Origin of the sequence: Stenotrophomonas sp. ASS1 (genome assembly GCF_004346925.1) — a bacterium.
Classification (GTDB): Bacteria; Pseudomonadota; Gammaproteobacteria; order Xanthomonadales; family Xanthomonadaceae; genus Stenotrophomonas; species Stenotrophomonas maltophilia_A.
Map to the genome: position 1 here is coordinate 1,334,043 of NZ_CP031167.1, position 19,811 is coordinate 1,353,853.

At 66.7% G+C, this 19,811-nt stretch carries 20 protein-coding genes; 9 read left to right on the forward strand and 11 right to left on the reverse strand.

The genetic code is table 11. The features are described from left to right. Positions 1-13 precede the first annotated feature (13 nt). The 3 genes from MG068_RS06180 to MG068_RS06190 are packed head-to-tail and all read right to left on the reverse strand — an operon-like array spanning position 14 to position 2,266. Entirely contained in the window at positions 14-961 is a 948-nt protein-coding gene (locus tag MG068_RS06180; protein ID WP_132809676.1) for a DMT family transporter, read from the reverse strand. Positions 962-995: 34 nt separating this feature from the next. Beyond that, the gene (locus MG068_RS06185) at positions 996-1,826 is read right to left on the reverse strand and encodes a DUF72 domain-containing protein (protein WP_132809678.1); all 831 of its coding nucleotides are present in this window, start codon (positions 1,824-1,826) and stop codon (positions 996-998) included. Beyond that, positions 1,823-2,266, reverse strand: coding sequence for a VOC family protein (locus MG068_RS06190; RefSeq protein ID WP_049461764.1), 444 nt, complete (start codon positions 2,264-2,266; stop codon positions 1,823-1,825). Before MG068_RS06190 ends, MG068_RS06185 begins: the two co-directional genes overlap by 4 nt. 110 nt (positions 2,267-2,376) lie before the next feature. Between MG068_RS06190 and MG068_RS06195 the strand changes: the two genes are divergently transcribed. The 3 genes from MG068_RS06195 to agp all read left to right on the forward strand — a co-directional run bounded on the left by MG068_RS06195 (position 2,377) and on the right by agp (position 7,260). Next, positions 2,377-3,936: a serine hydrolase gene (locus MG068_RS06195; RefSeq protein WP_132809680.1), complete on the forward strand. Its 1,560-nt coding sequence runs from the start codon at positions 2,377-2,379 to the stop codon at positions 3,934-3,936. A gap of 199 nt (positions 3,937-4,135) precedes the next feature. Beyond that, positions 4,136-5,968 (forward strand): multidrug efflux ABC transporter SmrA, encoded by a 1,833-nt coding sequence (gene smrA / locus MG068_RS06200; RefSeq protein ID WP_132809681.1) that lies wholly within the window; start codon positions 4,136-4,138, stop codon positions 5,966-5,968. Between the two features lie 44 nt (positions 5,969-6,012). Continuing rightward, positions 6,013-7,260, forward strand: a complete 1,248-nt coding sequence (agp, locus tag MG068_RS06205) for a bifunctional glucose-1-phosphatase/inositol phosphatase (RefSeq protein WP_132809683.1) — start codon at positions 6,013-6,015, stop codon at positions 7,258-7,260. A gap of 142 nt (positions 7,261-7,402) precedes the next feature. Here the strand turns inward: agp and MG068_RS06210 are convergent, their stop codons facing one another. Further along, positions 7,403-9,211, reverse strand: coding sequence for a DUF885 domain-containing protein (locus tag MG068_RS06210; RefSeq protein WP_132809685.1), 1,809 nt, complete (start codon positions 9,209-9,211; stop codon positions 7,403-7,405). A gap of 113 nt (positions 9,212-9,324) precedes the next feature. Here MG068_RS06210 and MG068_RS06215 point away from each other — a divergent pair, with 113 nt between their 5' ends. After that, positions 9,325-9,681: a GFA family protein gene (locus tag MG068_RS06215; RefSeq protein ID WP_046983156.1), complete on the forward strand. Its 357-nt coding sequence runs from the start codon at positions 9,325-9,327 to the stop codon at positions 9,679-9,681. Between the two features lie 32 nt (positions 9,682-9,713). Next, entirely contained in the window at positions 9,714-10,493 is a 780-nt protein-coding gene (locus MG068_RS06220) for a DUF4349 domain-containing protein (RefSeq protein ID WP_197655712.1), read from the forward strand. Positions 10,494-10,524: 31 nt separating this feature from the next. Here the strand turns inward: MG068_RS06220 and MG068_RS06225 are convergent, their stop codons facing one another. Both MG068_RS06225 and MG068_RS06230 read right to left on the reverse strand, forming a co-directional pair. Continuing rightward, positions 10,525-10,818 carry a hypothetical protein gene (locus MG068_RS06225; RefSeq protein ID WP_005415831.1) on the reverse strand — a complete coding sequence of 98 codons (294 nt, stop codon included), beginning with the start codon at positions 10,816-10,818 and terminating at the stop codon, positions 10,525-10,527. A gap of 68 nt (positions 10,819-10,886) precedes the next feature. Further along, positions 10,887-11,831: a LysR substrate-binding domain-containing protein gene (locus MG068_RS06230; RefSeq protein ID WP_032128340.1), complete on the reverse strand. Its 945-nt coding sequence runs from the start codon at positions 11,829-11,831 to the stop codon at positions 10,887-10,889. A gap of 115 nt (positions 11,832-11,946) precedes the next feature. Between MG068_RS06230 and MG068_RS06235 the strand changes: the two genes are divergently transcribed. Further along, positions 11,947-12,819, forward strand: a complete 873-nt coding sequence (locus tag MG068_RS06235) for a DMT family transporter (protein ID WP_032128339.1) — start codon at positions 11,947-11,949, stop codon at positions 12,817-12,819. Here MG068_RS06235 and MG068_RS06240 read toward each other — a convergent pair. Together MG068_RS06240 and MG068_RS06245 are read right to left on the reverse strand one after the other, a co-directional pair. Continuing rightward, a complete protein-coding gene (locus MG068_RS06240) occupies positions 12,807-13,106 on the reverse strand; it encodes a hypothetical protein (protein ID WP_132809687.1) in 300 nt (99 codons plus the stop codon). The two genes, MG068_RS06235 and MG068_RS06240, sit on opposite strands and share 13 nt — an antisense overlap. Positions 13,107-13,408: 302 nt before the next feature. Then, positions 13,409-14,311: a peptidylprolyl isomerase gene (locus MG068_RS06245; protein ID WP_132809689.1), complete on the reverse strand. Its 903-nt coding sequence runs from the start codon at positions 14,309-14,311 to the stop codon at positions 13,409-13,411. Between the two features lie 136 nt (positions 14,312-14,447). Here MG068_RS06245 and MG068_RS06250 point away from each other — a divergent pair, with 136 nt between their 5' ends. Both MG068_RS06250 and MG068_RS06255 read left to right on the forward strand, forming a co-directional pair. Further along, positions 14,448-14,813, forward strand: a complete 366-nt coding sequence (locus MG068_RS06250; RefSeq protein WP_032128337.1) for a PadR family transcriptional regulator — start codon at positions 14,448-14,450, stop codon at positions 14,811-14,813. After that, on the forward strand, positions 14,810-15,799 hold the full coding sequence (locus MG068_RS06255) for a sensor domain-containing protein (RefSeq protein WP_132809691.1): 990 nt from the start codon (positions 14,810-14,812) through the stop codon (positions 15,797-15,799). The genes MG068_RS06250 and MG068_RS06255 overlap by 4 nt, the downstream gene beginning before the upstream one ends. 214 nt (positions 15,800-16,013) lie before the next feature. On the opposite strand, the gene MG068_RS06260 is transcribed toward MG068_RS06255, so the two are convergent. After that, a complete protein-coding gene (locus tag MG068_RS06260) occupies positions 16,014-17,321 on the reverse strand; it encodes a polyhydroxyalkanoate depolymerase (protein ID WP_132809692.1) in 1,308 nt (435 codons plus the stop codon). Positions 17,322-17,414: 93 nt separating this feature from the next. Beyond that, complete coding sequence (locus MG068_RS06265; protein WP_049399560.1) at positions 17,415-18,005, reverse strand: class I SAM-dependent DNA methyltransferase; 591 nt, start codon at positions 18,003-18,005, stop codon at positions 17,415-17,417. Positions 18,006-18,154: 149 nt separating this feature from the next. Between MG068_RS06265 and MG068_RS06270 the strand changes: the two genes are divergently transcribed. Next, positions 18,155-18,610, forward strand: a complete 456-nt coding sequence (locus MG068_RS06270; RefSeq protein ID WP_032128333.1) for a CopD family protein — start codon at positions 18,155-18,157, stop codon at positions 18,608-18,610. Between the two features lie 172 nt (positions 18,611-18,782). On the opposite strand, the gene MG068_RS06275 is transcribed toward MG068_RS06270, so the two are convergent. Further along, positions 18,783-19,742: an acetyl-CoA carboxylase carboxyltransferase subunit alpha gene (locus tag MG068_RS06275; RefSeq protein ID WP_032128332.1), complete on the reverse strand. Its 960-nt coding sequence runs from the start codon at positions 19,740-19,742 to the stop codon at positions 18,783-18,785. Positions 19,743-19,811: the final 69 nt, after the last annotated feature.

The window sequence follows — 19,811 nt, forward strand, 5'->3', positions numbered from 1 at the left end:
TGCGCGGATACGCTCAATCGGCGATGTTGCGTGCTTCCGACGTACCGAGAATCTCCGGGTGCTGCACCGGCTTGCGGCGGTTCAACAACGGATGCAGGAACACCGCGCCGACGATGATCGCCACGCCCAGGTAGAACCACGGCGTGACCTCGTGCTGCTCGCGCAGCAGCACCACTGCCAGCACCACCGCGTAGACCGGTTCCAGGTTGGTCACCAGCTGCACGGTGTAGGCGCTCAGGTGGCGTAGCGCGACCAGGGCCAGGGCGAACGGCAGCAGCGTGCAGAACCCGGCCAGTACCAGCAGCAGGATGCCGTCGTGCAGGTCCGGAACCACCCATAGCGGGCTGGCCAGCGCCGGCAGCAGGTAGGGCATCAGTGGCGCCAGCAGGGTCAGGGTGAGGGTGCCGGCGCCCAGCTCCAGTGCGGTGACCGTAAGCGGATCGGCGTGGCTGACCATGCGCTTGTTGAGCGAGCCAAACACCGCCACCAGCAGCGCCGATATCGCGCCGATCAGTACACCCAGGCGCATGCCATCGGGCACGCCACCGACCACCAGTGCAACACCCGGCAGCACGGCCAGGCCGAAGGCGAGTTCACGCAGCTGGAACGGTCGCTTGGCTACCCACGGTTCGATGATCGAGGTGAATACCGGCGCCAGCGCGATGCAGGTGGCGGCCACCGAGGCGTTGGCCAGCTTCACCGCGCCGTAGAACGTCAGCCAGTGCAGGGCGACCAGCGCGCCGATGCCGGCGTAGCCCGCCACCAGGCGCAATGGCAGGGGGCGCAATCCGCGCCAGACCCGCGGCAGCAGCGCCAGCATCGCCGTCACCAGCAGCATGCGCCACCACACCAGCGGCAGCGCCGGCAGGGTGATCAACTTGCCGAGGATGGCGGTGACGCCCCACAGCAGGACACAGAAGTGGATCTGCCACAGCGCTTTGCGGGTGTCGGGTGTGCTCATCCGCCTATTGTGAGGCAAGGCGATGACCGCAGCGCTATCCGCGTGAGGAATTGCTGGCCCCATCTACCCGCCGCTGCAGGGCCATCGCCGCCGCCGGGTTGCGTGCCTTGCCCGCACCAATGCACAGCAGGTAGACCTCGCGCGGCTCTGACGGTGCCGGCGCGGCCAGGCAGGGCAGGTCGTCCACCGGTTCGCCGCGTGACCAGTGGAGCGCGCGTTCGGCCCAGCGCTGCTGCACGGGTGCCGGCAGACCCTCGTTCAAGCGGGCCTGGCTGCGCTTGATCCTGGCGTAGACGAAGCCGGCACTGACATCGCCGTGTAGTGGCGCCTCGTCGCTGTCCTCGATCACCAGCGCCACGCCGTGTCGACGGGCGGCAGCAACCAGTGCCGGGCCATGTGCCTCGGCGTTGCGGACCTCCAGCGCATGCTGCAGCGTCACCCCTTCCAGTTGCTTCGGCAGCTGCGCCATCAGGGCACCCAATGCATCGGTATCGGCCGGATGGCGCGGATCGAACTGCCACAGCAACGGCCCGAGCCGGTCACCGAGTGCAATCGCCGCCTGCAGGAAGGGCGCGGCCGCTTCCACCGTACTGGAGAGGTCGCGGCGCTGCACCAGGTAGCGTGGTGCCTTCATCGAAAACCGGAAACCGTCGGGTGTCTGTGCGGCCCACTGCGTGCACTGCGCCGCTGTTGGCGTGCGGTAGAAGGTGCCGTTGATTTCGATGCAGCGCAGGGCGCGGCTGGCGTGGGCCAGTTCTTCACGCTGCGGCAGGCCCACGGGGTAGAAAACGCCGCCGCGCCATTCGGGAAACACCCAGCCACCGATGCCGCAGCGGATCTCCGCCGGACGGGCGGTCGCGGTCACTGGCCGTGGTCCGCGCGCCACGGGTCGTAGCTGCCGAACCACCACAGATAGCCTTCCGGGTCGGCGCAGGCGTAGCCGCGTCCGCCATAGTCCTGGTCGGCGATGTCGATGACAATGCGGGCACCGGCGGCCTTGGCCCGTGCATAGTGCGCATCGGCATCGGTGACGATCACGCAGGCGTTCTGGGTCTGGCGGCCGCCGACCTCATCAGGCATCGCCGCATGCTGGCTCCACTCGCTTTCCTTGTCGGCCGAGCCGAGCATGATCATGCCGGTGCCGAAGGTCAGCTGTGCATGGAAGACCGTATCGCCATCGGCGTAGACGGCCTGGGCATGGAAGCCGAAGGCGCGCTGCAGCCAGTCGATGGCGGCCTGCGCGTCGCGATAGCGCAGGCATGGAATGATGGTGGAGCCGTTGCTCGGTTGGCCGTTCCCGCCCATGACACCCCTCCTATGGCACAGGGCAGGGTGCGCCGCAGACCGTTACCATCGCGCGAAACCCCGGTGACGGCCTGCACATGGCCGCCACCCCTGTTCGGAGATCGTGCTGGATGAAACCCTGGATTGGAGGAGCCGTGCTGCTGGCGTGCACGACCATGGCGAGTGCTGCCACCCCGGCGCAGCTGCAGGACCTGGATGCGACCGTCGAGCGCGTGCGCGCGCAGTTCGACGTGCCCGGCATTGCCGTGGCCGTGGTCAAGGATGGCGAGGTGGTGCTGGAACGCGGCTGGGGCGTGCGCGAGCAGGGCAAGCCGGAACCGGTGCAGGCCGATACGCTGTTTGCCATTGCGTCCAACACCAAGGCGTTCACCGCCACCTCGCTGAACCTGCTGGCCGAGGACGGCAAGCTGAAGATGCACGACAAGGTGATCGACCACCTGCCGTCGTTCCGCATGTCCGATCCGTTCGTGACCGGCCAGATGACGATCCGCGACCTGCTGTCGCATCGCAGCGGACTGAGCCTGGGCGCCGGTGACCTGTTGTTCTGGCCGACCACCTCCTACAGCAATGCCGAAGTGGTGGAACGGCTGGGCAGGGTGCCGCTGAAGGGTGGATTCCGCGAGGGCTATGCGTACGACAACATCCTGTACGCGGTTGCCCAGCAGGTGATCGAGCATGTCTCCGGCATGAGCTACCAGCAGTTCCTGCAGACCCGCATCTTCGACAAGGTGGGCATGGCCGGCACACGCTACAACGCCGATCACCTGAAGCCGGGCGACAAGGCCGCGGTCGGCCACGCCAAGTACGATTTCAAGGACCTGCGTACCGTTGCACCGCTGACCTGGTCGAACAATGCCGGCGCCGGTGGCATCTATTCCAGTGCGCACGACATGGCGCGCTGGATGCAGGTGCAGCTGGACGAAGGCAAGCTGGCCGATGGCACCGCGCTGTTCAGCGACAAGAGCCAGCAGCAGATGTGGCGGATGATCACGCCGCAGTCGATCCCGGCGCCGAGCGTGCCGGAGCTGGCACCGGCGCGGGCCAACTTCGCCGGCTATGGCGAAGGCTGGAGCCTGAGCGACTACCGCGGGCAGAAGCTGGTCTGGCACACCGGTGGCTGGCCGGGCATGGTCTCGCGGCTGACCCTGGTACCGGGCGAGAAACTGGGCGTGGTGGTGCTGACCAATCAGGAAGTGGGCGCGGCGTTCAATGCGATCACCCTGAGCGTGCTCGATGCCTACCTGGGCGGTGAAAAGCATGACTGGGTGGACGCCTATGCCAAGGCCGTGGCCAAGGGACAGGACAAGGCCGACGAGGCGTGGGCCAAGCACCAGAGCGCGCGCGACAAGGGCAGCAGGCCGTCGCTGGCGCTGGCCGGCTACACAGGCACGTTCCGCGACCGCTGGTATGGCGACATGCAGGTCAGTGCCGAGGGCAAGGGACTGCGCCTGCGCTTTGCCAAGACCGCGCAGCTGAGCGGACGCCTGGAGCACTGGCAGCACGACACCTTCATCGTGCGCTGGGACGACCGTTCGCTCAACGCCGACGCGTTCGTGAACTTCAGCCTGGATCCGGACGGCAAGGTGCGCGAGGTGCGCATGCAGTCGATCTCCGACCTGACCGATTTCAGCTTCGATTTCCAGGACCTGCTGTTCACCCCGGTGAAATGACGTCGCCGGGCGTGGCCCTGCGCTGCCGTTTGACGAATCCCATCGGTAGTGCCGGCCGCTGGCCGGCAACCTGATGATCCCCGGAAGCGTCGCGAGGGGGCCGGCCAGCGGCCGGCACTACCGGAACCGCGGCGATCATCGGCTGGCGTACACACCCGGCGTGGGATACTCCGCCGGCTATTGATGGCGAGGGAATGCGATGTTCCGTTGGTTTGAATCCCTGATCCCGGTGTTTCCGCCCGTGGACGGGCGCATGCCGCCGCGCAAGGTGGTGCCGTTCTACCTGCACTACCTGCGCCCGGTGTGGCCGGTGCTGCTGGCCACCCTGATCGCCGGCCTGCTGCTGGCGCTGGTGGAAGTGGCAATGTTCGATTACCTGGGCCGCATCGTCGACATGGTCGCCGAGCAGCCGGGGGGCGATTTCTTCAAGCGCCATGCCAATGAGCTGGGCTGGATGCTGTTCATCACGGTCATCGCGCGGCCGATCCTGGTCGGCCTGCACAACCTGCTGGTCAACCAGGCCATCGTGCCTGGCCTGAGCAACCGCTCGCGCTGGCTGATGCACAACTACGTGGTGCGGCAGAGCCTGAACTTCTTCCAGAACGACTTCGCCGGCAGCGTGGCCAACCGGGTGATGCAGACCGGTACCTCGCTGCGCGAATCGGCAGTGCAGATGGTCGACTCGCTCTGGTACATCGTGGTCTACACCGGCACCGCGCTGTACCTGTTCGCGCAGGCCGACTGGCGGCTGATGGTGCCGTTGATCCTGTGGCTGCTGGCCTATGCAGTGATCCTGGCCTACTTCGTTCCGCGCGCGAAGGAACGCGCATGGATCGCCTCCGAAGCGCGTTCCAAGGCGATGGGCCGCATCGTTGATGGCTACACCAACATTCCCACGTTGAAGCTGTTCGCCCATGGCGGACGCGAGCAGGCCTATGTGGCCGAGTCGATCCAGGAACTGGCGGTCAAGCACCGTGCGCAGACCCGCATCACCACCGGCATGGACCTGACCATCGCCATCGTCAACGGTTTCCTGATTGCCGGTACCTGTGGGCTCGCGCTGTGGCTGTGGAACGGTGGCCACATCACTGTTGGCGCGATCACGCTGGCGACCGGCCTGGTGATCCGCATTCACAACATGTCCGGCTGGATCATGTGGACCATCAACGGCATCTTCGAGGACATCGGCACGGTGCAGGATGGCATCACTACCATCGCCCAGCCGCTGACCGTGCAGGACCGCGAGGATGCGGTGCCGTTGCAGGTGACCCGTGGTGGCGTGCACTTCCAGGACATCCACTTCCACTACGGCAAGAAGGGCGGCGTGATCGCCGGACTGGACCTGGTGGTGAAGCCGGGCGAGAAGATCGGCCTGGTCGGTCCTTCCGGTGCCGGCAAGTCGACCCTGGTCAACGTGCTGCTGCGGCTCTACGACCTGGAAAGCGGCCGCATCCTGATCGACGATCAGGACATCGCCCATGTCACCCAGGAGAGCCTGCGCCAGCAGATCGGCGTGGTCACCCAGGACACCTCGCTGCTGCATCGCTCGATCCGCGACAACCTGCTGTATGGCCGCCCCGATGCCACTGACGAGCAGCTGCATGCCGCTGTGGCCAAGGCGCGCGCCGCAGCCTTCATCGATACGCTGGTGGACGGGCAGGGCCGGCGTGGCTACGACGCGCACGTGGGCGAGCGCGGCGTGAAGCTGTCCGGTGGTCAGCGCCAGCGCATCGCCATCGCCCGCGTGCTGCTGAAGGACGCACCGATCCTGGTGCTGGATGAGGCGACCTCGGCACTGGACTCGGAAGTGGAAGCGGCGATCCAGGACAGCCTGGACCAGCTGATGGGCGGCAAGACGGTGATCGCGATCGCGCATCGGCTGTCGACCATCGCACGCATGGACCGGCTGGTGGTGATGGACCAGGGCCGCATTGTCGAGACCGGCACCCATGCCGAGCTCATTGCGGCCGGTGGCCTGTACGCGCGCTTGTGGGCGCGGCAGACCGGTGGTTTTGTGGCTGCAGACCAGTAGACCCACGCCATGCGTGGATGCATTCCTTGGGGTCGGAGGCCCGCATGATTCGTTCTCTACGCCCCCTGCTGCTGGCGCTGGCGCTGGCGCTGGTGCTGGTGCTGGCACTGGTCGCCACTGCCGCAGCCGCTGCATCGCCATCAGTGGAAGGCGAAGCCCTCGAGCAGGTCATCCTTCTCAGCCGCCACAACCTGCGCGCACCGGTGGTGGCATCGGGCGCGTTGGCCAATGCGACTCCGGAGCGCTGGCCGAGCTGGGACGTAGGCGCCGGCGAGCTGACCAACAAGGGCGGCGTGCTGGAGGTCTACATGGGCCGTTACATCGGCCAGTGGCTGCGGCAGGCAAAGTTGCTGCCGGCAACGGGCTGCCCGCAGCCGAGCGACTTCCACGCGCACGCCAACAGCCTGCAGCGCACCCAGGCCACCGCGCAGTTTTTCGTTGCCGGTGCGTTCCCGGGCTGCCACGTGACGGTGGAACAGCGCATTCCGCTGGGCACGATGGATCCGTTGTTCAATCCGGTGATCCACAACGGTGATGCGGCCTTCCGCGAACGCGCGTTGTCGGCGATGCAACAGGCGCAGGCCGCATCGGATCTGGCACCGGCGCTGGCGATGGTGGAGGCGATCACCCGCTACCCGCAGTCGGCGGCATGCAAGGGGCACAGCGACTGCCATCTGGCGCTGGCCGATACCACCTTCAGTACGGAACCGGGCAAGGAGCCTCGCGCGTCCGGATCACTGGCGCTGGCCAGCGGGCTGGTCGATGCCTTGTTGATGGAGCACTACCAGGGCAGTGGCATCCCCCGCGAAGGCTGGGGCCGGTTGACCACCGAGGCGCAATGGCAGGCGCTGGCGCAGATCCGCAACCGCTACCAGGACATCCTGTTCGGAACACCCGAGGTGGCGCGGGACGTGGCCGCGCCGCTTTTGGCAAGAATAAACGGGCTGTTCGAAGATCCGGCGTCACCGAAGGTGAGCCTGCTGGTCGGCCACGATTCCAACATCGGTTCCGTACTGGCGGCGCTGGGAATCACGGACTACACGTTGCCGGGCCAGTATGAGAAGACACCGATCGGCGGCCTGCTGCAGTTTGAACGCTGGCGTGATCGTGGGGCCGGCGAAGTGCGTTTCCGCCTGGCCTACGTCTACCCGACCACCGCGCAACTGCGAGATGCGCTGCCGTTGAGCGATGTACAGCCACCCGGTCGGGTGGAGCTCGCGCTTCCCGGGTGTGGGCAGAATGGATGCAGTGACGTGCAGTTCGAGCGCGTGCTGCATCGCGCGCTGAATTGAATGCCATCCACGCATGGCGTGGATCTACTGGCAGGCGGGTAGTAGATCCACGCCATGCGTGGATGGGTCCATCCCGGGACGCCGAACAGAAAACGGCCCGGGTTTCCCCGGGCCGTTCCGTTTCCAACTCACATCTGCGCGATCACTCGATCGGCTGGTCCAGCATCAGCTGGCGTGCGAAACGCACCGGCGGCGCGCCGTAGGACAGCATCTGGTCGTGATAGGCCTTGAGGTTGAACTTGTCGCCCAGCTTGTCCTGCATCGCCTTGCGGGTGTCGAAGTGTTCCTGCGCACCGACGAAGTAGGTCGGCAGCTGTGCCGAGGTCAGCTGCGCGCGCACCCACTTGCCCGAGGCTTCGCTTTCCTGCTGGAAGGCATCGTGGGTCATCAGGTGCATCGCCTTTTCGCGATCCCAGTTGTCCACGTGCACGCCCTGGTCGAGGATCGCGTTGGAGATCGTGCGCAGGTAGAACTTCAGCTGCACCAGGTGGAACAGCGGGTCGTTGTTGAGGTAACCCTGCTCCTGCATCATGCGCTCGGTGTAGACCGCCCAGCCTTCGGCGAACAGGCCCGAACGCAGCACGGCACGCAGGGTGGAGGGGAACTTGGCCGAATGCCAGCCTTCCAGGTAGTGGCCCGGGGTGCCTTCGTGGATGCTCAGCAGGTGGATCATGCGCGAGTTGTACTCACGCAGGAACGAGTCGACCTGCTTGTCGTTCCAGTCGTCCGGAATCGGCGACACGGCGTAGAAGGTCTTCAGGTTCTTGTCCAGCGGGCCCGGCGAATCGCAGTAGGCCACGGCCACGCCACGCTGGAATTCCGGCATCAGGATGATGTCCACCGGCGCGTCGGGCAGGGTCATCAGATCGTGCTCGCGCACGAATGCGGTGGACTGCTCCAGTGCGGCCTTGGCATCGTCGACCACCTTGTCGCGCGCCGGCTTGTCGGCGTAGGCCAGCTCCAGCGCGGCCTCGATCGCCTTCTGCTGCTGCTCGTCGGTCGGCTGTGCCGGCATCTCCGGTGCGCCCGGCTTGTCCTTCAGCACGGTCTGCGCGATGCCGTACATGTCTTCGCGCACGCGCTTGAGTTCGGCGCGTGCTCGCTCGCCGATCTCCTGGCGCGACAGCGACGAGTTCAGCGCGAACTTCAGCTTCTGGTCGTACTTTTCCGCACCGATGCGGAAGTCGCCCTTGGCGTTCGGCACCAGGGTCTTGTCCAGCCAGGTCTGCTGCTCGTCCACGGCCTTCTTCAGGCCATCGATGGCGGCCTGCAGGCGCTGCTGGTCGGCCTGCGGCAGTTCACCGATGTGCGGGGTGATGAAGGTATCGACGATGCTGAGGATGCCCTTGTTCTGCTTGGCCACCGTCTCGGCGTGGATCTTCGGCACGCGGGCCGGATCCAGGTTCTCGCGTGCCTGGGCGAAGATCGCCGGCAGCTTTTCCATACGCGCGGTGGCCGACTTCAGGCGCTCCGGCAGCGGCGCGAACTCGCGGGCCATCAGGCCGTAGATCGCGCTGCCGGCCACGCCGTTGTACAGCTGCGGGTCCCACTTGCCGGACTGCATGACCTCGGCATTCCAGATCTCGGACTGCAGCTGGTTGCGCAGGATCGCCGCGTCCACCTGGTTTTCGCGGCCCAGCTTGGCCACCTCGATCTTGTCCAGCTCGCCCAGCAGCGCCTTGTAGGCGGCCAGGGTCTTCTGCTGGCCGGCGGCGCTCAGGTCGTCGATCTCGCTGTCATAGCGGTGGTCACCGATCTGGGTGGCGCTGACCGGCGAGAGCTGCATCCAGGTGTCCAGGGCGCGCTTGGACAGGTCGGCGAAGGCGGCATCAACAGCCGCGTCACCGGCCTGCTGGTTGGCGGCCGGGGTGGAACCGTTGGTCGGGGCGTCGGCCGGCTGGCAACCGGCAAGGGCGGCGACCAGGGCGAAGGCAAGAAGATGCGGGCGCATCGGCGTTCCTGTACTGGGGTCAATTCCCGAGCATAGGCCTCCGGGGCTGCTTTGTCCCCGTGCCATAGGATTACCATGGGCACTGACAAGGACCCTCCAGCGGAGCGCAGGACATGGAATACCAGGGAAGCTGCCATTGCGGCAGGATCGCATTCACCGTACAGGCCGAGGCGCCGATCAGCGACGTCATCGACTGCAACTGCTCGATGTGCCGTCGCCGCGGCAGCCTGCTGTGGTTTGCCCCGCGCGAGGCGTTCCAGCTGAGCACCAATCCCGCGGACGTGGCCACCTACCACTTCAACAAAGCTCACATCGATCATCACCACTGCCGCGAGTGCGGCGTTGCCCCCTACAGCGAAGCGGTGGACCCGCGCACCGGTACGCCGATGGTGGCGGTGAACGTGCGCTGCGTACCGCAGGTGGATCTGGCCACGTTGGCGGTGATGTCCTACGACGGAGCGGCACTGTGACGCCGCTGCGCGCGTGGACGCGTGTGGTGGCGATGCCGGTGCTGCTGCTGGCACTGGCGGCCTGTGCCAAGAACGGCGAGAGGGCGCAGGAGGCGGGTGCCGCCGCTGCCGATGCTGCTGTCGCTTCGCCGGAAGGTGCGTTCCTGGCCTACGAGCATGACGTGCAGATCCAGCTGGAAGCGGCGCAGATTGCACCGCGCATCCAGCAGGTGGCGCAGGCCTGCCAGAGTGCGAAGTTCGGTGATTGCGCGGTGCTGCAGGTCGACCAGCGCAGTGGCGAGCAGCCCAGCGGTGAGGTCAAGGTACGCATCGCGCCGAAGGGCACCGAGCCGTTGATCGCTCTGGCCGGTGAGGGGGGCACGCTGCAGTCGCGCAATACCCGCGCCGAGGACCTGGCGCAGGAGGTAGCAGACACCGCACTGACCAAGGCGCGGCTGGAGAAGGAACACGCGCGGCTGCTGTCCTACCAGGACCGCAAGGACCTGAAGATCGAGGACCTGATGGCGATCACCACGCGCCTGTCGGAGATCGAAGCGGGCGTCGAACAGGCCAACAAGGATTCGGCGCAGCAACGCCGGCGCATCGATACCCAGCTGGTCACGATGCACTTCGATACCACCTCGGGCCAGCGCAGCCGCAGCGAGATTGGCGAGGCGCTGAGCGAATCGGGCAGCATCCTCAGTACCAGCGTTGCGTTCCTGATCCGCGCCGCGGCCGCGCTGCTGCCGGTGGCGGTGCTGGCCCTGATCGCGGCCTGGGGTGTGCGGGCGTGGTGGCGTCGCCGCCGCCGCAGGCTGCCGCCCAGCCTCTGAGGTGAAGGTTGATGCCGGCAACCCGCCGGCATCAGCCCTCGTCGGTCTCGTACTCGACGAACACGTCCAGCTCCAGTGCCAGTTCCTGCACGGCATCGCGCACCTTCTGCGCGGTGCTTTCATTGCCGACTTCCACTTCCAGTTCGTGGATGCCCGGGCCGATGTCATCGGACAGCCCGGCCGAACTGGAATCGTCGTCGTCCATGTGCGGCATCAGGTCGTCGGTTTCCTCGACATGTTCGATGCCGTCCAGGCCGAGCAGCAGGTCGCTGATGGCACGGGCGTCGTCTTCGGTTCCGGTGATGCGCAGTCGCAGCATGGCCATGGCGTCGATACGGTGTGGGGTTGCCTGCAGCCTAGCCAGCGTGAAGCAAAGAACGGGTGAGGGCGCAGTCAGGCGCGTGTGGCCGGGCGCCCGAGCAGGCTTTCCGGCAACGCGGGAATCGGCGTGCGTTCGTCCTGCGCCTGCTCCAGCAACCAGTCAATGAACAGGCGCGCGGCGTGGCTCGGCGGTTGCCCTTCGGCGTGCACCACGTGATACGCATAGCGCGCTTTCAGTGCCGGGCCGGGCAGGCGTACCACTTCGTAGCGCTGCAGGTAGGGCTGCGCGATGTGGGTACGTGCCAGCACCGCGCCCATGCCGTACACCGCGGCACGCATCGCATCGGTACTGTCGGCGAAGGTGTGCATCGGCGGCAGTGGCGAGGGTGGGCGCACGCCGGCATGGCGGAACCAGTCACGCCAGCCCTGCGGCGACAGATCGGTCAGCAGCGGCAGGTCGGCGATGCGCGCCGGATCGACCAGCGTTTCAACCCCGGCCAGCGCCGGCGAGGCCACCGGGAACAGGTAGTCATCCATCAGGTGCTGTGCACGCAGGCCCGGCCACTGGCCCAGGCCATAGCGGATGCCGACTTCCGGGCCGTTGTCGTCGTAGCGATCCAGACCGCTGCCCGTGTGCAGTTCGATGCGGATGTGCGGATGGGCCTGGGTGAAGCGTGGCAGCCGTGGCAGCAGCCAGCAGTAGGACAGCGAGCGCAGCGTGGTGATCCGCAGCGGCACGCTGTCGGCATCCGGCTGCAGGTGATGGGCGACGGCCGCGACATCGGAGAAGGCGGCGCTGGCGGCGTCGGCCAGCTGCCGGCCCTCGGCAGTCAGGCGCACGCCGCGGGCGTGGCGCAGGAACAGCCGGGTTTCCAGCACCTCCTCCAGCCGGCGCACATGGTGGCTGACCGCGCTGGCGGTCAGGTGCAGCTCCTGGGCGGCCTGGGCGAAGTTCTGGTGGCGCGCGGCGACCGCGAACACGGCCAGTGCGGGGAGCAGGGAAGGGCGTAGCTGCATGTCCAGCCTCAAACCATATTTGTGGCTGGCAGCGATACTACGCGCTTGTGTGGCGGGCGTCTGCGCCTGATCCTGTCTGCCTTGGCGAGGAACAGACGATGGACGGAGGCAGGGCATGAATGCGGTCCCACAGGCGGCCGAGCGCGACTGGCGCACGCCGCTGGAATTGACCCTGCTGGGCGCCATCTGGGGCTGCTCGTTCCTGTTCATGCGGGTGGCGGTGCCGTCGTTCGGCCCGTTCGCGCTGGTCGAGGTGCGGCTGGTGCTGGGCGCGCTGGTGCTGCTGCCGTTCCTGTGGCGCGCCCGCGCGCAGTTCCCGCCGCGGCGCTGGCTGTGGCTGGCACCGATCGGCCTGATCAACTCGGCGCTGCCGTTCGTGCTGTTCGCCTATGCCGCCGAACAGGCACCGGCCGCGATCGGTGCGATCTGCAATGCGATGACCGTGCTGTTCGCCGCGCTGATCGCCTTCCTGTTCTTCGGCGAGAAGATCGGCATGCGCCGTGCGGGCGCGCTGCTGGTCGGCTTCGCCGGCGTGGTGGTGCTGGCCACTGCCAAGGTCTCCGGCCTGAGCATCGGCACCGCGGTGCTGGCCGGTGCGGCGGCTTCGTTGCTGTACGGCCTGGGCGTGAACCTGGTGAAGCGGCACATGACCGGCCTGCCGTCGGCGGCCGCGGCGGCGGCAACGCTGTCGTGTGCCTCGCTGTGGATGCTGCCGATGGCGGTCAGCCATTGGCCGCAGGCGGCGATTCCGGCCAAGGCCTGGGGCGCAGCGATCGCGCTTGGCGTGGCCTGCACCGGGCTGGCGTTCCTGATGTTCTATCGTTTGATCGGCCGTATCGGCCCGTCGCGTGCGTCGACCGTGACCTATCTGATTCCGCTGTTCGGCGCTGCGTTCGCGTGGTTGTTCCTGGGTGAGCCGGTGACGCTGCAGATGCTGATTGCGGGTGCGTTGATTCTGGGTAGCGTGGCGGTGAGTCAGAAGGGTTGATGCGTTGGCGTTTTGCGCGTGGCGCGTGCTGAAGGTGCTTCATCGTTCATGGGCGTCACTTTTCTTTTCGCGCGAAAAGAAAAGTAACCAAAAGAAACGCGCCGCCAGGTCGCGAGCCGGTGCTGCGCACCGGTACCCTGCGCTCCTCGGCCCGTCGAGGGACGGCGCGGGAACTCGCTGCGCTCAGACACCCGCGCCTCTTCGCCCTCGCCGGACCTGCGGTGCTCGGCTCGCTCAAGGCGGACCCAGATCAAAGGCCACAGCTGCACCCAGTAGATCCACGCCATGCGTGGATGCCTTTGCCGTTGATCTTGACCTTCCAGTCCGCCTTGAGCGAGCCGAGCATCGCAGGGGAATCAGGGGCGAAGAGGCGGCGATGTCCTGTAGAGCCGACTGCTAGTCGGCTGACTTCCTCGCGCCGTCCCCTGATTCACCGAGAAGCGCAGGGGACCGGCGTGCGAAGCACGGCGGCTCGCGACCTGGCGGCGCGTTTCTTTTGGTTACTTTTCTTTTCGCGCGAAAAGAAAAGTAACGCCCATGAACGATGAAGCACCTTCAGCACGCGCCACGCGCAGAACCCGCGACGGCGTTACTTCACCGGCACCGGAATACTGCAGAGATCGATATGCCCCGCCGGGCGCTTGTAGAAATCATCCACGCGATTGCGACGCGCTTCGACAGTATCGGCAAACGTCTTCGAGTCGGTACGCAGCACCTGGATCGACGTGCGCTCGGCCACCGGCACATCGCTGGCACGGCGGATAGACACGATCGGCGTGCGCAGCTTCGGGTCGGCATAGAAACCCATCGGCGCCGGGCCGCGCGGGGTCGCGCTGAGCAGCTCCATGCCCTTCAGCACGCGGCCGACCAGGGTGATGTTGCGGTCCAGCTGGCGCGGCGACTGGCCGGTCACCACGTACAGTTCGGCACCGATGCTGCTGTCTTCCTCGTTGCTGCGGCCAGCGCCGAGCATGCCGTAGCAGTGCGCCAGCCAGGCCTTGCCGGCCTGCGGGTCCTGGCCGACCGGGAAGCCGTCGACGAAACCGGTCTGCGCGGCCCAGCCATCGCGATCCGGCAGCACGCTGACCTTCAGGCCGGCGCTGGCGCGTTCGAATTCGGCCGGCAGCTTGCGCGCGGCGCTGCCGAACGGCTTGGCCTTGGCCGCGTCATCGGCATCGGCATCGCCGAACTGCACCACGAAGTTGTCCTGCGAGCGGTAGATGCTGGTGCCGTCCCAGAAGTGCTCGCGGGCGAAGGTCTGGATGTTGGCGACATGGCGCGGGGCGAACTGCGGCGCCAGCTCGATGATCACCCGCCCGGCCGGCAGGTCCATGTACAGCAGGTTGGCCGGGTCCGGGGTGCGCCAGTCGCTGGCCGCCGAAGCATCAAGAATCTGCTGCGGACTGCGGTAGGGCGTGGCCGCGCCGGCCAGGACGGGCAGCAGGCAGGACAGGGCGAGGGCGGTCAGGGCAAGGCGACGGCGGTGCGGCATGGGAACCCCGGAACATGAACGAGGCTTCGATTCTGCGTGAGCGGCCCGGCCACGCCAACCGGCAGAGTGACTAACGACACACTCGCTATACCGAACTTCGCACTACTGTGGACTTCAACGTAGTGGAGGGCCGGTCATGTCCGAGGACGATGTCCAGCTGAAGAAGTTCCAGAAGGAACTCAGCGCTGGAACGGTGTCGCTGGCCCTGCTGGCGGTGCTGGCCCGGGCTGGGGAGCCGCTGTACGGCTACCTGATCGCCAAGGAGCTGGAGCGGGTGGGCGAGGGCGTGCTGAGCGGCAAGCAGAGCGCGCTGTACCCGGTGCTGCGCAATCTGGAGGGCGCCGGCCTGCTTGAAAGCCATGTGGAGCCGTCCAGCAGCGGGCCGCCGCGGCGCTACTACCGCATCAATGAACGTGGCCGCGAGGTGCTGGCGCAATGGCGCCAAGCCTGGCAGGCCACACGCGATTCCGTCGATTCCGTGTTGGAGGGGGTACCGCAATGAACGACCCGAGCCTGGCAGGCCGAGCCCTGCCCACGACCATCCCGCAGTACCTGGCGCAGCTGCGCGCGGCATTGGAAGGCGCCGACCCGGCGATGGTGCAGGACGCGCTGTACGACGCCGAGGAATACCTGCGCTCGGAGCTGGCGGCGCAGCCCGGCCGCAGCGAGGCCGAGGTGATCGCCGACGTTGCCGGCAGCTACGGTGCGCCGGACGAGGTAGCCGAAATCTACCGCGAGACCGAAGTGACGGTGAATCGCGCGCTGCGTACACCGCGTGCGGATACCGCGCCGGTGCTGCGTGCGGCGGCGGAAGCCAGTGGCGTCGAGCCGGCCGCACCCCCGCCGGTACCGGTGCCGCGTTCGCTGCTGGCGCGCTTCTTCGGCGTGGTGGCCGATCCGCACACTTACGGTGCGCTGTTCTACATGCTGCTGTCACTGGCCACCGGCATCTTCTTCTTCACCTGGGTGGTGACCGGCCTGTCGCTGTCGCTGGGCCTGCTGATCCTGATCATCGGCATCCCGCTGACCGTGCTGTTCTTCGGTTCGGTGCGCGGGCTGGCGCTGCTGGAAGGGCGGCTGGTGGAAGCGCTGCTGGGCGAACGCATGCCACGTCGTCCGCGTTACACCGACCGCAGCCGCACGTGGCTGCAGCGCATCGGCGACATGTTCACCGATGGCCGCACCTGGCTGACGCTGCTGTACTTCGTGCTGATGCTGCCGCTGGGCGTGATCTACTTCACCATCGCGGTGACGCTGCTGTCGCTGTCGCTGAGCCTGATCTGGGCGCCGGTCGCGGCGATCTTCAGTGGCGACATCCCCGGCGTGTACATCAACGACGTGAACGTACTGCCGATGGCGGCCTCGCCGCTGGTGGCGATCGCGGTTGCCGCGGCGGGGGCGCTGCTGCTGCTGCTGACGATGCATCTGGCACGCGGCATCGGCAAGCTGCATGGGCTGATCGCCAAGAACCTGCTCGTGCGGCTGTAAGCGGGAATCCACGCTTCGGTAGGCTTCGCTCTGGTAGGTGCCAACCTTGGTTGGCACGATCCATCAGTGCAGGGGCGCTTGGCGGAATTCGCTTCGGTAGGTGCCAACCTTGGTTGGCACAATCCATCAGATACCGGGATTCAGGGTAGAGCGCCAACCAAGGTTGGCATCTACCAGGGCATACCGACCAAGGTCGGCACCCACCCTGGGCGAGTTACCCCGCCTTTCGCCGCAACGGGGTGACGTTGCTCTTCTTCTTCGTGACCTTCGCCGCCGGTGCTTCGGCATGCGCGGCGAAGAAATCGCGCACCTTCGGGTACACCACTTCGCGCCAGCGACGGCCGCTGAAGATGCCGTAGTGGCCGGCGCCTTCAACGATGAAATGCTCGCGACGGTCCGCGCCGATGCCAGTGCACAGCGCCTGCGCCGCTTCGGTCTGGCCGAGGCCGGCGATGTCGTCCAACTCGCCTTCGATGCTCAACAGCGCGGTATCGCGGATCGCCGACGGATCGACCTTCTCGCCGTTGACCACCCACTCGCCACGCGGCAGCAGGAAGTCCTGGAACACCACGCGGATGGTATCGAGGTAGTACTTGGCCGGCATGTCCAGCACCGCGTTGTACTCGTCGTAGAAACGACGGTGCGCGTCGGCGTCTTCCAGGTCGCCCTTGACCAGGTCGGTGTAGAAGTCCCAGTGCGAGCTGAAGTGGCGGCTCGGGTTCATCGACAGGAAACCGGCGTGCTGCAGGAAGCCCGGGTACACGCGGCGGCCGGCGCCGGGATAGCTGGCCGGCACGGTGTGGATGACGTTGTTCTCGAACCACGACAGCGGGTTCTGCGTGGCCAGGTTGTTCACTGCGGTCGGGCTGCAGCGTGCATCGATCGGGCCACCCATCATCACCAGCGTGCGCGGCGTCGGCTCGCCACGGCTGGCCATCAGCGAAACCGCAGCCAGCACCGGTACGGTCGGCTGGCACACACTCACCACGTGCAGGCGCTCCACGCCGAGGTGGCGGATGAACTCCTGGATGTAGGCGATGTAGTCGTCCAGGCCGAACTCGCCTTCGCTGGCCGGCACCATGCGCGCGTCGACCCAGTCGGTCACATACACGCGGTGGTCGCGCAGCAGCGTGCGCACGGTGTCGCGCAGCAGCGTGGCGTGGTGGCCGGACAGCGGCGCCACCACCAGCACGAACGGCTGGTTGAGCATGGTGTGCAGCTGGTCGGCTTCATTGCTGTGGCGCTTGAAGCGCAGCAGCTTGCAGAACGGCTTGCTCACTTCCTCGTGCACGACGATCGGCACGCGCTCGCCATCGACGTCGATTTCGTTGATGCCCCACTCGGGCTTCTCGTAATCCTTGCCGATGCGATGGAAGAGTTCATTGACCGCCGCCAGGCGATCAGCGCCGGGCATCTGCGACCACCAGTGGCCCTGGTTGGCGAAGAACCTGGCGTTGGCCTGGGCCTGGTGCACCCAGGGGGCGAGCAGGTTGCGGGTCAGTTCGTGCAGTTGATAGAGCATGACGACCGAATATGTATGGTCATATGTTGCCGCGCAGCATATCCCATCCGGGTGTCCCGCAGGTTAAGTTGGCTGAAAATAATGAATCCGGATTCACATCCGCTCCAGCGCGGCCGTATCGCCTGCCAGAGCGGGGCCGAGCCAGCAATGCGACCCTACCGGCTGCAGACCGTGCCGGGCCAGCGTCCGCCGGTACCAGCGCGCCGGGCGGGCCTGGAAACCCTCGTGGTCGCCCTCGAACGCGTCCTCGGCGGCGAAGGTCTCCAGGAAGGCCACGCCGCCGGTCAGCTCCGCCACGCCGGCCAGTCCGGCACGCAGCTCACGGTCGGGCACGTAGTGCATCACGTCCGAGCAGATCAGCAGGTCGACCGGGGCGCAGGGCCGCAGCCAGGCGAAATCACCGAAGCGGGCCAGGTGCAGGTTGCGGGTGCGGCCGTAGCGGCGCACAGCGTACTCGCTGCTGTCGAAGCCGAGGTATTCGACCTTCGGACGCAGCTTCAGCAGGGGCGCACGCCAGGCGCCTTCGCCGCAGCCGATATCCAGTACGCTGCGGATCGGTCGCTCCAGGTAGTACTCGGCGCTGGCCACAGCCAATGCCACCTTGCGTGCCAGGCGGGCGCTGCCACCGATGTCGGCACGTCGGTACCAGCGTTGGAAGTAGGCGGCGTCGTAGGTCTTGTCCATGGGGCGGTGCACGATCGGGGAAAACGGCGCTTATCGTACGGCGTTGCGGCGTGCCATGCGTCGATGTGTCGCGGCGTGCGTGCCTGCGGCGGCCTTGCCACGGCATGCGAGAATGGCCGCCAACCTACGCCAGCCGCCGGAGCGAGCGCATGCAGAGCTATTACTGGGTCAAGACCTTCCACATCGTGTTCGTGGTGGCGTGGATGGCGACGGTGTTCTATCTGCCGCGCATCCTGGTGAACCTGGCCGAGACCGCTGGCCAGCCGGCGGTGACCGAGCGCCTGCAGCTGATGGGCCTGCGCCTGTACCGTTTCGGCCACTCGATGTTCGGCCTGGCGTTCCTGCTGGGCCTGGTGCTGTGGCTGGGCTACAAGGTCATTCCGGATTTCCCGACGATGGTTGCCTCGGGCGGCGCCGGTTGGCTGCATGCCAAGCTGGGGCTGGTGGTGCTACTGCTGGTGTACTTCAGCTGGATCGGGCGCCTGCTCAAGGGCGTGGCCAAGGGCAGGGCGCTGCCGTCGTCGCGCGCGCTGCGCTGGATCAACGAGATCCCGTTGCTGGCCTTCATTCCGATCGTGTGGCTGGTGCTGGCCAAGCCATTCTGAGGCGGGGTCATCTGCACCCGGTAGATCCACGCCATGCGTGGATGCCGTCAGGGCGCAAACGAAAGCGCCGGGCATTGCCCGGCGCTTTCGTTTCTGCAATCACCTGCGTGTTGCCGGCCAGCGGCCGGCACTACCAGGCCTACCTGCATGCCGGCCAGCGGCCGGCACTACGTCAGGCCGCTTCGTACGTGCCGTAGCTGCGCAGGCGGGCGTAGCGCTGTTCCAGCAGCTGCTCGGTGGACAGCTTGTCCAGCGCGTCCAGTTCGTTCAGCAGCACCGCCTTCAGGCGCTTGGCCATCTGCGTCGGGTTGCGGTGGGCGCCACCGGTCGGCTCGCGCACGACCTTGTCGACCAGGCCCAGGCTCTTCAGGCGCGGGGCGGTCAGGCCCAGCTGTTCGGCGGCATCCTTGGCCTTGCCGGCATCCTTCCACAGGATCGAGGCGCAGCCTTCCGGGGTGATGGTCGAGTACACCGAGTACTCCAGCATCACGGTGCGGTCGCCCACGCCCAGCGCCAGCGCGCCGCCGGAGCCACCTTCACCGATCACGGTGCAGATGATCGGCACCTTCAGTTCGGCCATCTCGATCAGGTTGCGTGCGATCGCTTCGGACTGGCCACGCGATTCGGCATCGATGCCCGGCCAGGCGCCGGCGGTGTCGATCAGGGTCAGCACCGGCAGGCCGAAGCGCTCGGCCATCTTCATCAGGCGCAGGGCCTTGCGGTAGCCCTCCGGCTTGGGCATGCCGAAGTTGCGCTTGATCTTTTCCTTGGTGTCACGGCCCTTCTGGTGGCCGATCACCATCACTGCACGGCCATTGATGCGTGCCAGGCCACCCATGATGGCCTTGTCGTCGGCGAAGGCACGGTCGCCGGCCAGCTCCTGGAACTCATCGAACATGACGCGGAGGTAGTCTGCGGTGTACGGGCGCGACGGATGACGGGCCAGCTGCAGCACCTGCCACGAGGTCAGGTTGCGGAAGATCTGCGCGGTGCGCATGCGCAGCTTGTCCTGCAGCGCGTGCACTTCCGCCTCGACATTGACCGCCGGCCCGGCACTGGCGTTGCGCAGTTCCTGGATCTTGGCTTCCAGGTCGGCGATGGGTTGCTCGAAGTCGAGGTAGTTCGGATTCATCGGAAGCCGTCGTGTAAAGAAGAGGGGAATTCTATCCGAATGCGTGCAAACCACCCGTACGCCTTCGTC

Excerpts from the sequence above, each read along its gene's own strand:
- MG068_RS06180 (WP_132809676.1), bottom strand. The coding sequence starts at position 961 with ATGAGCACACCCGACACCCGCAAAGCGCTGTGGCAGATCCACTTCTGT.
- MG068_RS06190 (WP_049461764.1), bottom strand. The coding sequence starts at position 2,266 with ATGGGCGGGAACGGCCAACCGAGCAACGGCTCCACCATCATTCCATGC.
- MG068_RS06195 (WP_132809680.1), top strand. The coding sequence starts at position 2,377 with ATGAAACCCTGGATTGGAGGAGCCGTGCTGCTGGCGTGCACGACCATG.
- smrA (WP_132809681.1), top strand. The coding sequence starts at position 4,136 with ATGTTCCGTTGGTTTGAATCCCTGATCCCGGTGTTTCCGCCCGTGGAC.
- agp (WP_132809683.1), top strand. The coding sequence starts at position 6,013 with ATGATTCGTTCTCTACGCCCCCTGCTGCTGGCGCTGGCGCTGGCGCTG.
- MG068_RS06210 (WP_132809685.1), bottom strand. The coding sequence starts at position 9,211 with ATGCGCCCGCATCTTCTTGCCTTCGCCCTGGTCGCCGCCCTTGCCGGT.
- MG068_RS06215 (WP_046983156.1), top strand. The coding sequence starts at position 9,325 with ATGGAATACCAGGGAAGCTGCCATTGCGGCAGGATCGCATTCACCGTA.
- MG068_RS06220 (WP_197655712.1), top strand. The coding sequence starts at position 9,714 with ATGCCGGTGCTGCTGCTGGCACTGGCGGCCTGTGCCAAGAACGGCGAG.
- MG068_RS06225 (WP_005415831.1), bottom strand. The coding sequence starts at position 10,818 with ATGGCCATGCTGCGACTGCGCATCACCGGAACCGAAGACGACGCCCGT.
- MG068_RS06230 (WP_032128340.1), bottom strand. The coding sequence starts at position 11,831 with ATGCAGCTACGCCCTTCCCTGCTCCCCGCACTGGCCGTGTTCGCGGTC.
- MG068_RS06235 (WP_032128339.1), top strand. The coding sequence starts at position 11,947 with ATGAATGCGGTCCCACAGGCGGCCGAGCGCGACTGGCGCACGCCGCTG.
- MG068_RS06240 (WP_132809687.1), bottom strand. The coding sequence starts at position 13,106 with ATGGCGTGGATCTACTGGGTGCAGCTGTGGCCTTTGATCTGGGTCCGC.
- MG068_RS06245 (WP_132809689.1), bottom strand. The coding sequence starts at position 14,311 with ATGCCGCACCGCCGTCGCCTTGCCCTGACCGCCCTCGCCCTGTCCTGC.
- MG068_RS06250 (WP_032128337.1), top strand. The coding sequence starts at position 14,448 with ATGTCCGAGGACGATGTCCAGCTGAAGAAGTTCCAGAAGGAACTCAGC.
- MG068_RS06255 (WP_132809691.1), top strand. The coding sequence starts at position 14,810 with ATGAACGACCCGAGCCTGGCAGGCCGAGCCCTGCCCACGACCATCCCG.
- MG068_RS06260 (WP_132809692.1), bottom strand. The coding sequence starts at position 17,321 with ATGCTCTATCAACTGCACGAACTGACCCGCAACCTGCTCGCCCCCTGG.
- MG068_RS06265 (WP_049399560.1), bottom strand. The coding sequence starts at position 18,005 with ATGGACAAGACCTACGACGCCGCCTACTTCCAACGCTGGTACCGACGT.
- MG068_RS06270 (WP_032128333.1), top strand. The coding sequence starts at position 18,155 with ATGCAGAGCTATTACTGGGTCAAGACCTTCCACATCGTGTTCGTGGTG.
- MG068_RS06275 (WP_032128332.1), bottom strand. The coding sequence starts at position 19,742 with ATGAATCCGAACTACCTCGACTTCGAGCAACCCATCGCCGACCTGGAA.